The following is an 11,897-nucleotide window of genomic DNA, read 5'->3' as shown; positions in this document are numbered from 1 at the left end:
ACAGAAGATGTTATTGATTACCTGCCCTTGGTGCGGCGATCGCGCCGAAGCGGAATTCTCCTACGGTGGCGAAGCGGATATCGTGCGGCCTTTGAGCAGTGACGACCTAACGGATCGCGAATGGGGGACCTACATTTTTATGCGGCAAAACCCTCGAGGCAAAAGCCACGAAATGTGGCTTCACGCGCAAGGTTGTCGACGGTGGTTCAAGGCGACGCGCGACACGGTAACCTACAAGTTTGATTCCTTCGAAAAAATCGGGCCGACGGCCCACGTGCAATCTGACCGCAGGGTTGACCAGGAATGAGTGAACAGTCTCGTCTTTCGACCGGTGGCCGCATCGACCGCGGCACGATCGTAAATTTCACCTTCAATGGTCGTCGCTATCAGGGGCGCCGGGGCGATACGCTCGCATCGGCTTTGCTCGCGAACGGCGTGTACTTTGTGGCGCGAAGCTGGAAGTATCACCGCCCCCGCGGCATCATGACTGCGGGCGTTGAAGAGCCGAACGCGATCGTTCAGCTCGAAAGTGGCGCCTATTCGGTACCGAATGCACGCGCAACTGAAATCGAACTCTACGAGGGATTGGTGGCCGCTAGTGTGAATGCCGAGCCATCCCTTGAACGCGACCGCATGGCGATTAACCAGCGAATCGCCCCTTTCATTCCGGCCGGCTTCTACTACAAGACCTTCATGTGGCCGCGGCGATTCTGGCCTCGTTATGAGTCTGCCATTCGCGAGGCCGCAGGGCTCGGGCGAGCCCCGGAGGTCATGGACGCCGATCGCTACGACAAGCGATTCGCTCATTGCGATGTGCTCGTTGTGGGTGGCGGTCCCGCCGGACTTGTTGCCGCTCGCGTTGCCGCGTCGTCGGGCGCGCGGACCATTGTCGTCGACGATCAGCCGGAACTGGGCGGCAGCCTGCTTTCGACGTCATATCAGCTTGACGGCAAGCCCCCCATTAAGTGGGTAAGCGACATCCACGCTGAGCTTAACGATTGTGAGAACGTTACGATCCTGACTCGGGCAACGGCGTTCGGATATCAAGACCACAATCTTGTGACGGTCACGCAGCGGCTGACCGATCATTTGCCGCTCATGCAGCGAAAAGGCACGCGCGAGTTGCTTTGGAAAATACGAGCCCGCCACGTCGTGTTGGCAACCGGTGCGCATGAGCGACCGATCGTTTTTGGAAACAACGACCTGCCCGGCGTCATGTTGGCGTCCGCGGTTTCGTCATACATCCACCGCTACGCGGTACTGCCAGGGCGCAATGCCGTGGTGTTCGCCAACAATGACGCTGGTTACCGTAGCGCGCTCGACTTGCGCGCAGCCGGTGCGCACGTCTCGATCATCGACCCACGTCCTGAAAACAGCGGTACGTTGGCGCGAGCAGCTCGCAACGCAGGCATTAAGATTCTGAACAACACCGCGATCGTTGCAGCCCAAGGCAAGACCAAGGTCAAGTCGGTCGATGTCAGCCACTTTTCGAACGGCGCGCTTGACGGCAAGACACGCAATATCACTTGCGATCTCGTCGCCCTGTCGGGCGGTTTTAGCCCGACGATCCACCTATTCGCCCAATCGGGTGGAAAGGCAAAATGGGACGACGCGCTTGCGTGCTTCTTGCCGGGCGAAAGCGTCCAAGCGGAAACTACCGTCGGCGCAGCCAATGGGAAGTTCGGTTTACAAGCAGCGCTTCAGGAAAGTCTTACAGTCGTAACGGCTGTGCTTCGATCGGCGGGATTTAACCCATCAAATATTGGCGGAGTAGCCGTTCCCCGCTCGATTGAAATGCCGCTGCTTCCCCTTTGGCTCGTCGGCGACGAGCGAACCGCAACGCGGGGGCCAAAGCAGTTCGTTGATTTTCAGAACGACGTCAGTTCGGCTGACATCTTCCTGGCGGCACGCGAGGGGTTCGAGTCGATCGAGCACGTGAAGCGATACACGGCGATGGGCTTCGGAACCGACCAGGGCAAGCTAGGAAACATCAATGGCATGGTCATACTTGCCAATGCCTTGGGAAAAACCGTTCCCGAGACGGGAACCACCACGTTCCGCCCCAACTACACCCCCGTGACCTTCGGTGCCTTCGCAGGCCGCGAACTCGGAGATACGTTCGATCCTATCCGCAAGACCTGTTTTCACGAATGGCACGTCGAACACGGCGCCGTTTTCGAGGATGTCGGCAACTGGAAGCGTCCATGGTATTTTCCGCGCGCTGGCGAAAGCATGCATGACGCAGTCAACCGAGAGTGCCTCGCTGCGCGGACTGGCGTCGGAATCCAGGATGCATCGACGCTCGGTAAGATCGATATTCAAGGTCCCGACGCAGCGCAGTTCCTGAACTGGGTTTACACGAATGCCTGGAGCAAGCTGGAAGTCGGCCGCGCCAGATACGGACTGATGCTCAATGAAAACGGAATGGTGTTCGATGACGGCGTCACCGTCCGATTAGCCGAGAACCATTTCTTGATGACCACCACGACCGGAGGCGCCGGTCGCGTCATGAACTGGCTGGAACGCTGGCTTCAAACCGAATGGCCGCATCTTCGTGTTCGACTGACGTCGGTGACCGACCATTGGGCTACGATCGCGCTCGTCGGTCCGCACAGCCGCAAGGTACTCAAAAAGATTTGCGCTGACATCGACTTTGATGCCGTACGCTTTCCCTTCATGAGCTCTCGGACTGGAACGGTGGCAGGCGTTGCGGCCCGCGTCATGCGAATCAGCTTCTCGGGGGAACTCGCGTACGAAGTCAATGTGCCCGCGAATTTCGGCCGCGGCGTCTTGGAAGCGGTGATGGCGGCTGGTCGCGAATATTCGATCACACCATACGGAACCGAAGCACTACATGTACTGAGAGCGGAGAAAGGCTTCATCATCGTCGGCCAGGACACAGATGGTTCGATGACGCCGATCGATCTCGGAATGGGCGGTCTTGTGTCCAAGGCGAAGGACTTTCTAGGTAAGCGGTCTCTGAGCCGATCGCATACCGCGGGAGCTGGCCGCAAGCAGCTCATCGGCTTATTAACCTCGAATCCTGCGGATGTGATTCCCGAAGGTAGCCAAGTCGTGGCGTCGGAGCATAGTAAGGCGATGCTGGGCCATGTGACTTCGAGCTATTTCAGCCCGATCCTTCGCCGTTCAATCGCAATGGCTGTGTTGAAAGGCGGCCATTCGATGATGGGACAGCACGTCTACGTTCCACTACCCGATGGTCGAACATTGAAGTCCGAAGTGACAAGTCCGGTGTTTTACGACAAGGAAGGAACTCGTCAAAATGTTGAATGAACTCGGCCAGCCGAATCTCGCAGTAGAGAAGCCGCCGGCACTTCGTCAGGTTGCGGACCCGAGCATGGAATCTCCGTTGATCGAAATGAAGCGTGACGGGCATAACCCCTTCTCGGCGAACTACGCAGGAAAACTCGCGTTGCAGGAACGTCCGTTTCTCGATCTCGTCACGCTACGAGGGGAGAAGGACGATCCACGGTTCGCAACCGTCATCCGCGACAAGCTGGGGGGTGAGCTACCAATCACAGCGAATACTTTCCGTGACGGAGAAAGCTATAGGGTCATTTGGTTGGGACCTGATGAATGGCTTGCCCAGTCCAGAAAGCCTCAACGGGCTTCGATCGAAGCTTGCATCCTAGCGTCCTTTGCCGATCTATTCGCATCAGCCGTGGACGTGAGCAGCGGATACACTACCCTTTCCCTGTCTGGGCGGCATGCAGCCGAAGCGCTTGCGCGAGGTTGTCCGCTCGATTTGCATCCTTCGGTATTCGGTCCTGGGCAGTGCGCCCAAAGCTACTTTTTTAAAGCCGCGATTCTTTTGTTGGCGACGGGACCAGAGCAGTGGGAGTTGGTCGTACGTCGGAGCTTTGCTGAATACGTTGTATCTATGCTGGTTGATACCGTCGGCGCGTGAGTGGGCTGCGAACGCCTCTTCTCCATGGGATGTCGCTGTTTCGTTCCCATTGCCGGGCCGATCACCGGCGCTCATTCGAACCCAGTGTGCTCCTCCGTATCGGCGATCAGCTGGCGGAACCATTGATTGGCGAAATCCATGTCGCTATTTGCATGCCAATACATATGAAGCTGCACCGGCGGCAAGGAAAAAGGCAGCTCGAGCTGGGCCAAGGACTTGGTCGTATCGATTTGCCGAGCCAGTCTTGCCGGCATGGTGAGCAGGCAATCCGAGTGCTCGACGATTCGACAGGCTGAATAATAGTTCTGGCAGCGCACCGAAATATTGCGTTGCAGGCCGAGATTCAATAAGGCGACGTCTTCAAGAACCGTGCCTTGCGAGCGTGTCGATACGGCGACATGTTTGGCCTTGAGGTAGTTCGCCATCGTGATACCGTGCGCGGCCCTGCGTTCTTTCCGAGACAGGATGCAAAAGGCGTCCTCCAACAGCGGCCGGTGCCGGACCGGCTCGCTCATCGGTAGTGCCACGTCGATAACCAAATCCAAGTAACCAGCCGCGAGCGTGGTCGCCATCCGCTTCCGATCGGTCGGGCTGCTCGCCAAGGTAGCGAATGGCGCCTGCTCGCCCAAGGCGCGCGTCAACGCAGGCAGCAACAGCGGCTCAAGTGCGTCCGGCATACCAAGACGAAAGGTTTGCCGAGTTTCAGCCGGATTGAACAGCCCCCACTGCTGGAGCAGTTGGAGCAGTTTGGCCAACTGCTCCAGTAAGCCAGGCGCCATCCTGAGACAGGTTGCGGTCGGTTGCATCGAACGCCCGTCTCGTACGAATAGTTCGTCGTTCAGGTGCTCTCGAAGACGGCCCAGGGCATGGCTGACGGCCGAAGGCGTCAACGCTAGGCTTTGAGCCGCGCGGCTCAAGTGTCGTTCCCGATAAACGACTTCGAAGATCTTGAGCAGATTGAGATCCAGCTGGTGAATTTTCTTTTGCTCCATATTCTCCAGCCTTAATCGCTCGATTCTCTTATCCACGCCCATGACGGCATGGCCCGCTAACCAGACGTCAGTTCGAAGGCAAAGATAGATTGCTCGACGAGGCTGCTCAGGTAAACGGCGCTACCGTGCTGGCATACGCCGGTGACCATGCCGTATTCCCCGTCGGTCCAACGATAATCGTGAACTACTCGGCCCTCGGCGTCAAAGGCCATCGCCCACGTGACGCGCTGTGGAGCGGGCTGCAAGGCGGCAGGCAATCGAGCCGCCAGCTTGCGGATCAGCAGCGGCAGCTTGTGCAGCTTATCCACGGCCGGATTGCGCGGTGACGCCAGCGCGACCCACACGAGTCCGTCTTCGCTCATCGAGCAATTGTCGGGAAACGCGGGGAGTTCTGCAAAGATCTCGCTACGGCCGGCCTTAGGGCCCTTCAGCCAAACGCGACGTAAGCGATAAGCTCCCGTCTCTGCCACCACGATCCACGATGCGTCGTGCGCCAACGCTAGGCCATTGGCGAAATATAGCCCGCCTAGCAGTTGCTCGACATGGCCGGCCGGATGACGGCGAAACAGGCGACCCGTGGGGATATTTTCCACGATGTCCTTGCGCCATTCATGCACTGTATAGCGATCGGTAGAACTGCTGAAATATATCGTACCGTCGTCGGCCGCGACTACATTGCTGCAGAACGGAAGCGGTCGGCCGGCGTACTCCTGCACCAAGATCCTCAGCTTGCCGGTGACGGGATCGAGTTCCAGCAACCCTTTTGGACTATCACAGATCAGGATCCGGTTATCTGCAAGCACCTCCAACCCCAAGGGGCGTCCGCCAGTATCGGCCAATTGCTGAACTTTTCCGCTTTGCGGATCGATGCGCAGCACTCTGCCATCGTTGACGCCTGCGATCAGACAACCTTCACGGTCGACCACGACATCTTCCGGCGCCTGGCCGGGGAGCGGAATGATACGTTTCTTCGGTAGTGTCGTTGGCATGATCTCCTCCTATGTATCGTTTGTCGAGGCGACGCTCATTTTCGCGCGAACCAAGCCATGTGCATCACGCCGGAAACCGGCGTTTGGCCGCTCTCGTCTTCGATCAGCACAGGCACTTCAATCTTTCCCTCGGCTTGTTCGCGCAGGAATCGACCGTGCTCCGGGCTAAGCGTCGCCGTTGCACGAACGACGCCTCTAATAGGCTTGTGCAGATCCATCTGCAAGCGCCTTAGCACCACTACCGCATTCGACGACAGATGCTGCGCCACCACGATGCCGGCCGCGTATTCCGCCGGAAGGGTCATGGCGACCGCGTGAATTCCGCGGATGTGATTGCGCACATGAGCGTGGTTCCCCAGCATCAACGTCACACAGTACGGGCTGATGCACACAGCCTTCACACCGACCGTGCGATAAAAGCGCGAGAAACGTCCGAATACGAAATTGAACAACGGCAACTGGAACGCACGTGGCAGTCCGCTCAGTCTGGCCAGCAAGCTGTTGATCCGATTCGGCGGACCGTTCTCAAGAAGCGTGATCGCCATGGTCTCAACTCACTTTGACAACCCAAGATAGCGGCAACCGCTTCATTAGAAAACCGACCGGTCTCCAAGGCCACCAGGGCACATAAGCGGTATTCGGCTCCTTTTCGATGGCAGTTGTCAAAAGCTGGCAACCTTTCACGGCATCGATGATGAAGGGAGTCTTGCCAGGCGCCGTATTTTCATTCAGTTCCGTCCGGATGTAGCCCGGATAGATGGTGCTGACCTTGATGGCGCGATTGCGCAACACGTCCGCACGAATGCCTTCGGCCATTGCGGCGACGCCAACCTTACTGGCCGAGTAAGCGGTCATGCTGCCGCGCAAGCCGCGCATGGCGCTCATCGACGAGACGATGATCAGATGACCGGAGCGCTGTCCCCGAAAAATCTCCATGGCGGCCTCGCTCTGGGCGAGTGCCGCGAGGAAGTTGGTTTCGACTGTTCGCTTGTTTTCGCTGAACTTGCCCTTCCCGATCGGCGCGCCCGAACCGATACCGGCGTTGACAATGACCCGATCCACGAAGCCCATATCATTATGGAACGCGTCGAAAACCTCAAACACTTGGTCATGATCGGTGACGTCGAGTTCACGGACCCAGACCTTGATACCTGGTGACGAGGCCTGCAGTTCCCGCTTGAGTTCCTCCAGTCGGTCGATCCGTCGGGCACAGAGCGCGAGGTTGTAGTTTCGCTTTGCGAATTCCCGAGCCATGCCGGCACCGAGGCCCGAGCTTGCACCCGTGATAAGAATGTTTCTACGCATGATGATTTGCCAAATGAGGTTAGTGCCTGAACGACTCGACGACGGCTCGCGTGCCGCGGGCTAGCGATAGGTCAGAAGGCCCGCTTGATCGCCTTCGAAATACGTATGCTCATTCAGCGCAGCCAGGCGGACGTTGCGGTTTCCCACGACCAGCTTGGTCATGCCGCAGTTCACCAACGTCCAGCTCAGCTCCGCGCACCGGATATCGGTTAGATCCAGTAGATTTTTCACGACAGCGGCAATGGGCCCGCCTGAGGTAAAAACCAGAGCAGTCTCGCCAGTTTCCGAGATCCGATCCTGCAGCGTTCTGAGCGCTGCGGCGCAACGGCCACGAAACGCGCTCCAGCTCTCCTGGTAGTCCACGTCGTGCTGTCCGCTCATCCAGCGAGACGCGGCTCGTTTGAATAGGCTCTGAAACGCCCTGTGTGGATCTGGCATGCTCATCATGTCTTGTCGCAGCAGTTCCTGATCGGCATACTCCGGACGATAAGCACTGAACACGCGCTGGTGATCGTACTCGTTCCAGTCGGTGTCGATCAGCCGCTGCACCGGAGTGCGCATCGCACCGAGCACGTGCTCGGCGGTTTGACCATGCCGCTTCAGGCCACCGCATACCGCGAGTTCGACTTGGATGCCGGCGCGCGACAATGCCTCGCCCAGCATTTGAGATTGCTTGATGCCTCGCACGCTAAGCTGGTCGTAATCGGGCTCCCCGAAGCTAGCTTGACCATGCCGGATGAGATAAATGGCCGCCATATCAGCCTTTCCCTTTCATCGCCCGTCGGCAACGCCAGTGCAGGTAATGCACCATCATCCAGAACTTCTTGAAGGCCGGGTTGCGAGTCTGCTTGTGATAAAAGCGGTAATAGATCTGCTGGACGATCGCCGACAGGCGAAACAGTCCGTACACTTCATAGAATGCCCAGTCTTCAGGGACAACACCCATCTTGCTGCAGTAGTACTCCACGACTTCGCGTCGTGTCAGCATGCCGGGCAAATGCGTAGGTTGGCGCCGGGTGGAACTAGCCATAAAATCGTCGTCTGACTGAACCCAATAAGCCAACGTATTGCCCAAGTCCATGAGCGGATCGCCGAGCGTGGCCAACTCCCAGTCCAGCACGCCGATGACTCGCGTCGGATCCTCCGGGTCCAGCACCACGTTATCGAAGCGGAAATCGTTGTGGGTGATGCAGATCCGCTCGCGCGACGGCAAGTTGGACATGAGCCAGTCCATGATCTTTTCCCCGCTGGGCACATTCCATGTGTGCGCATCGCGGTACCGCTTGCTCCACCCTTCGATCTGACGCCGCGTGTATCCGGCGCCGGCGCCGATCGACTCCAATCCTGCCGCCTTGTAGTCCACCTTGTGCAGGGAGATCAACGTATCCAGGACTGCAAGGCACAACTGACGAGTTTTGGGCGCGGTGAGTTCGATCCCTCTTGGCAAGTTCCTGCGCGGGATGATGCCGTTCAGGCGTTCCATCACGTAGAACTCGGCTCCGATGACAGATTCATCTGCACAATGGGCGCGCATAGCCGGCACAAACGGGAATGCCGATTTCAAGGCTTGCTGAAGACGATACTCCCGGCCCATGTCGTGGGCCGACTTAGCTTTCGTACCGGCGGGAGGACGGCGCAAAATTAGATCGTCGCTCTCGTATTTGAGGCGATAGGTCCAATTCGACGCCCCACCAGCATATTGCGTAATTTCGGGCTTGCCTTGCAGGTCGGGCAGGATGAGCTTGAGCCACGCATCGAGCGCAACGGCGTCCAACTCTTCTCCGCTCCGCACTGCACCGGCTTGATCCAATACGGCTGCGCCTGTCATGCCGCGACCTCTCGGCGTTGCTGCATCCGAGCCTCGATCTTCGCTACTTGCCGACGGATCAACTTCAGATACCATGCATACGGCAGATACCGCTTCAAGCGCCAAGCCTTGCGAGAATCCCCATGCGTCAGAACATGTGTCTCGCCGCGCGCGACACCCTCGGCGATTTTCCGCGCGATTTCATCCGGGCCCACTCGCGCTCGCTCCACGAGCCGTTTGGTGAAACGCTCCGATTCAGCGTCGCTCGCCCGCATATGCTTGGCCAGATCCGTGCGGAAGAACGCCGGGCACGCGACCGTGACCCGGATGTTGTCTCGTGCAAGCTCGAGCTGCAGTGTTTCCGACAGCGCCACGACTGCAGCCTTCGTCGCGTTGTAGGCCGCCGCCTTCGGCAAATACAGCAAGCCGGCCATGGACGCCACATTAACGATCTTGCCGCCGCCCTGCGCACGCAGCATTGGGGTAAAGACCTTGCAACCGCGCACGACACCCAACAGATTGATGTCCACCGCCCACTGCCAGTCCTCAAGGCTGGTGTCTGCAATCGGCCCCATCTGCGCGACACCGGCGTTGTTGATGACAATATCCACGCCGCCCCAATTCGCACGCAACCACTGCGCTGCCTGCTCGATGTGGCCTTCTTCACGCACGTCACACGATACGTAATGCGACTTTACGCACATCCGGCGGATGTCTTCGACAACGGCTGCTCCGCGTTCGGCGTCGATATCGCCAATCAAGACGTTGGCCCCGGTGTGCGCGTAGTGAAGCGCTAATTCACGGCCCAGCCCGGACGCACCGCCGGTAATGAAAACGCGTTGTGGTTTCATGCTAAGTGTTCCGAGTTAGAACCGATACCCGATCGACAGGAAACTGACGATCGGATCGATCTTTACCTTGCTGGTCGTCGTGACTGTGCCGACGGCAGCATGAGTCGTCAGGGTCGCTTTCGTCGATAACCACATGTAGGAAATCGATGCGCCGACCGACCAGTGTCGATCGATGTTGTAGGTCAAGCCGGCGTTGATCAGCGGCGCAAACGAGCTGCTCAACGAAACGGAGGTCGGCCCTTCGAGCAGCGTGCCGAGGGTCGGCGAGTAGAGAAGCTGTCCGGTCGCGACCGGTTGGCTCAATTTTGTATTTCCGAACCAGACGTATGAAACACCCGCTCCGATGTATGGCCGCAAGCGCGCCGACGGCTCGCCGAAGTGGTACTCCGCTTGAATTGCGGGGCTATACGCACGCGTAGTGCCAAGTTCGCCCACCGCGGCGAGCGTTCCCGTGCCGTTAAAATGCAGCTGCGGGGGAGCACCGAGGACAGTCTCGACGGCGATGTGATTGGTCACGTAATACCTTGCCGTCAGTGCAAAAGTGTCTGCATCTTCGATACTCGCCCCACTGCTGGGAATCGTGCTCGATTGACCCAGCGCGTTCACGGTCAAAGGCTGGCTCGAATCCTGCGGCGACATATGCAACCAGCCAGTCCTGACCTCCCAAGATCCTGCGGACTGGGCACGGGCAGTCGCTACTGCTGCGATGGAAAGAACAAGTGCCACGCTTGCCTGCTTCATATCGTCTCCAAATTTTTTTTGATAGTGGCTACTGCTTCTAAGAAACGGCTGATTCCTCTTTTGTCTTGTACTTGGCTAGTTCGCGTCGCGCGACCATCGCGCGATGCACCTCATCGGGGCCGTCTGCCAAACGCAGCGCCCGCGCCATCAGGAAAAGGTTGCTCAACGGGACATCGCGCGACATTCCTGCTCCCCCATGAATCTGGATAGCTTGGTCGACCACGGTTTGCAGCACGTTGGGCACCACCACCTTGATGGCGGAGATCTCGGTCATGGATTCCTTGACCCCGTGATGGTCGATTTTCCAAGCCGCATATAAGGTCAGCAGACGAGCCTGATCGATCGCCATACGTGCATTGGCGATACGTTCCAGGTTGCCGCCCAGCTTGATGAGGGGCTTACCAAAGGCTTCGCGTCGACTCGCACGGGCGATCGTCAGCTCCAGGGCGCGTTCGGCCGCACCGATGGCGCGCATCGAATGATGAATGCGCCCGGGACCTAGTCGCCCTTGGGCGATGAGAAAACCCTTTCCGAGTCCAACGATCACGTTCTTTTTTGGGACGCGGACGTTATTGAATTCCACCTCGCCGTGCCCGTAAGGCGGATCATATTCGCCGAACGTCGGCAGCATCCGCGTGATACGAACCCCCGGCGTATCGAGCGGTACGAGCACCATGCTATGGCGGCTGTGCGGATCCGCGTCCGGACTCGAAACGCCCATGAAGATGGCAAGTCTGGCATTCGGGTGTCCGATGCCGGTAGACCACCACTTCTTGCCGTTCAGTACTAGTTCGTCACCGTCTTCCCGAATGGTGGCCGCGATATTAGTCGCGTCGGACGAGGCCACATCCGGTTCTGTCATGCAGAACACGGACCGGATTTCGCCGGCCAGCAGCGGCTTGAGCCACCGATCCTTCTGTTCCGCGCTACCGAAATGATGCAAAACCTCCATATTGCCGGTATCAGGCGCATTACAATTGAAGACTTCCGCCGAAAACTCGTAACGTCCAGTCATCTCGGCCAGCGGCGCATATTCCAAGGTGGTCAGGCCGCTCTCAGATGGCAGGAATAAGTTCCATAGACCCGCTTCACGCGCCTTCGCCTTGAGTTCCTCGATCACGGGCAGCACGCGCCACTGGGACCAGTTATGGTCGGTGTTCACGCGCAGGTTTTCTTCGCGGTACTCTTTTTCAATCGGAACGATGTGCGCATCGATGAACTTGCGCATCCTCTCCAGATACTCTTTTGCCTTGGGGCTAAGGGAGAAATCCATTTCAATACCCT

General features: G+C 58.2%; 12 protein-coding genes. 3 read left to right on the top strand and 9 right to left on the bottom strand.

Features of this window, described 5'->3' with window-relative positions:
* Window positions 1-7: 7 nt before the first annotated feature.
* From VOM14_RS13070 to VOM14_RS13060, 3 genes are read left to right on the top strand one after another with little or no spacing between them, the layout of a single operon-like run.
* Window positions 8-307, top strand: coding sequence for a sarcosine oxidase subunit delta (locus VOM14_RS13070; protein ID WP_327629141.1), 300 nt, complete (start codon window positions 8-10; stop codon window positions 305-307).
* Window positions 304-3,294, top strand: coding sequence for a sarcosine oxidase subunit alpha family protein (locus VOM14_RS13065; RefSeq protein ID WP_327629140.1), 2,991 nt, complete (start codon window positions 304-306; stop codon window positions 3,292-3,294). Before VOM14_RS13070 ends, VOM14_RS13065 begins: the two co-directional genes overlap by 4 nt.
* The gene (locus tag VOM14_RS13060) at window positions 3,284-3,928 is read left to right on the top strand and encodes a sarcosine oxidase subunit gamma (RefSeq protein ID WP_327629139.1); all 645 of its coding nucleotides are present in this window, start codon (window positions 3,284-3,286) and stop codon (window positions 3,926-3,928) included. The genes VOM14_RS13065 and VOM14_RS13060 overlap by 11 nt, the downstream gene beginning before the upstream one ends.
* Before the next feature lie 71 nt (window positions 3,929-3,999).
* Here VOM14_RS13060 and VOM14_RS13055 read toward each other — a convergent pair whose 3' ends face one another.
* Genes VOM14_RS13055 through VOM14_RS13015 form a run of 9 tightly spaced genes read right to left on the bottom strand, consistent with a single transcriptional unit; the run spans window position 4,000 to window position 11,886 of the window.
* Window positions 4,000-4,962, bottom strand: coding sequence for a LysR family transcriptional regulator (locus VOM14_RS13055; protein WP_327629138.1), 963 nt, complete (start codon window positions 4,960-4,962; stop codon window positions 4,000-4,002).
* A 14-nt stretch (window positions 4,963-4,976) separates the two neighbouring features.
* Window positions 4,977-5,909 carry an SMP-30/gluconolactonase/LRE family protein gene (locus tag VOM14_RS13050; protein WP_327629137.1) on the bottom strand — a complete coding sequence of 311 codons (933 nt, stop codon included), beginning with the start codon at window positions 5,907-5,909 and terminating at the stop codon, window positions 4,977-4,979.
* 35 nt (window positions 5,910-5,944) lie between these two features.
* Window positions 5,945-6,454, bottom strand: coding sequence for a DUF4442 domain-containing protein (locus VOM14_RS13045; protein WP_327629136.1), 510 nt, complete (start codon window positions 6,452-6,454; stop codon window positions 5,945-5,947).
* A 4-nt stretch (window positions 6,455-6,458) separates the two neighbouring features.
* The gene (locus VOM14_RS13040) at window positions 6,459-7,214 is read right to left on the bottom strand and encodes an SDR family oxidoreductase (RefSeq protein WP_327629135.1); all 756 of its coding nucleotides are present in this window, start codon (window positions 7,212-7,214) and stop codon (window positions 6,459-6,461) included.
* Window positions 7,215-7,274: 60 nt separating this feature from the next.
* Window positions 7,275-7,970, bottom strand: coding sequence for a histidine phosphatase family protein (locus tag VOM14_RS13035; RefSeq protein WP_327629134.1), 696 nt, complete (start codon window positions 7,968-7,970; stop codon window positions 7,275-7,277).
* Window position 7,971: 1 nt separating this feature from the next.
* Entirely contained in the window at window positions 7,972-9,042 is a 1,071-nt protein-coding gene (locus VOM14_RS13030) for a phosphotransferase family protein (protein ID WP_327629133.1), read from the bottom strand.
* Entirely contained in the window at window positions 9,039-9,872 is an 834-nt protein-coding gene (locus VOM14_RS13025) for an SDR family oxidoreductase (protein WP_327629132.1), read from the bottom strand. Before VOM14_RS13025 ends, VOM14_RS13030 begins: the two co-directional genes overlap by 4 nt.
* 15 nt (window positions 9,873-9,887) lie before the next feature.
* Window positions 9,888-10,613: an OmpW/AlkL family protein gene (locus VOM14_RS13020; RefSeq protein WP_327629131.1), complete on the bottom strand. Its 726-nt coding sequence runs from the start codon at window positions 10,611-10,613 to the stop codon at window positions 9,888-9,890.
* 37 nt (window positions 10,614-10,650) lie between these two features.
* Window positions 10,651-11,886, bottom strand: coding sequence for an acyl-CoA dehydrogenase family protein (locus VOM14_RS13015; protein WP_327629130.1), 1,236 nt, complete (start codon window positions 11,884-11,886; stop codon window positions 10,651-10,653).
* Between the last annotated feature and the right edge of the window lie 11 nt (window positions 11,887-11,897).

The sequence above is a fragment of the Paraburkholderia sp. MPAMCS5 genome, from assembly GCF_036016995.1.
Lineage (GTDB): Bacteria > Pseudomonadota > Gammaproteobacteria > Burkholderiales > Burkholderiaceae > Paraburkholderia.
Note: the sequence above shows the minus strand (reverse complement) of the source record. Positions and strands in the feature narration are given on the sequence as shown.

Coding starts and splice junctions, on each gene's coding strand:
- VOM14_RS13020 (WP_327629131.1), bottom strand. CDS start 10,613: ATGAAGCAGGCAAGCGTGGCACTTGTTCTTTCCATCGCAGCAGTAGCG.
- VOM14_RS13070 (WP_327629141.1), top strand. CDS start 8: ATGTTATTGATTACCTGCCCTTGGTGCGGCGATCGCGCCGAAGCGGAA.
- VOM14_RS13030 (WP_327629133.1), bottom strand. CDS start 9,042: ATGACAGGCGCAGCCGTATTGGATCAAGCCGGTGCAGTGCGGAGCGGA.
- VOM14_RS13015 (WP_327629130.1), bottom strand. CDS start 11,886: ATGGATTTCTCCCTTAGCCCCAAGGCAAAAGAGTATCTGGAGAGGATG.
- VOM14_RS13055 (WP_327629138.1), bottom strand. CDS start 4,962: ATGGGCGTGGATAAGAGAATCGAGCGATTAAGGCTGGAGAATATGGAG.
- VOM14_RS13060 (WP_327629139.1), top strand. CDS start 3,284: ATGTTGAATGAACTCGGCCAGCCGAATCTCGCAGTAGAGAAGCCGCCG.
- VOM14_RS13045 (WP_327629136.1), bottom strand. CDS start 6,454: ATGGCGATCACGCTTCTTGAGAACGGTCCGCCGAATCGGATCAACAGC.
- VOM14_RS13050 (WP_327629137.1), bottom strand. CDS start 5,909: ATGCCAACGACACTACCGAAGAAACGTATCATTCCGCTCCCCGGCCAG.
- VOM14_RS13065 (WP_327629140.1), top strand. CDS start 304: ATGAGTGAACAGTCTCGTCTTTCGACCGGTGGCCGCATCGACCGCGGC.
- VOM14_RS13040 (WP_327629135.1), bottom strand. CDS start 7,214: ATGCGTAGAAACATTCTTATCACGGGTGCAAGCTCGGGCCTCGGTGCC.
- VOM14_RS13025 (WP_327629132.1), bottom strand. CDS start 9,872: ATGAAACCACAACGCGTTTTCATTACCGGCGGTGCGTCCGGGCTGGGC.
- VOM14_RS13035 (WP_327629134.1), bottom strand. CDS start 7,970: ATGGCGGCCATTTATCTCATCCGGCATGGTCAAGCTAGCTTCGGGGAG.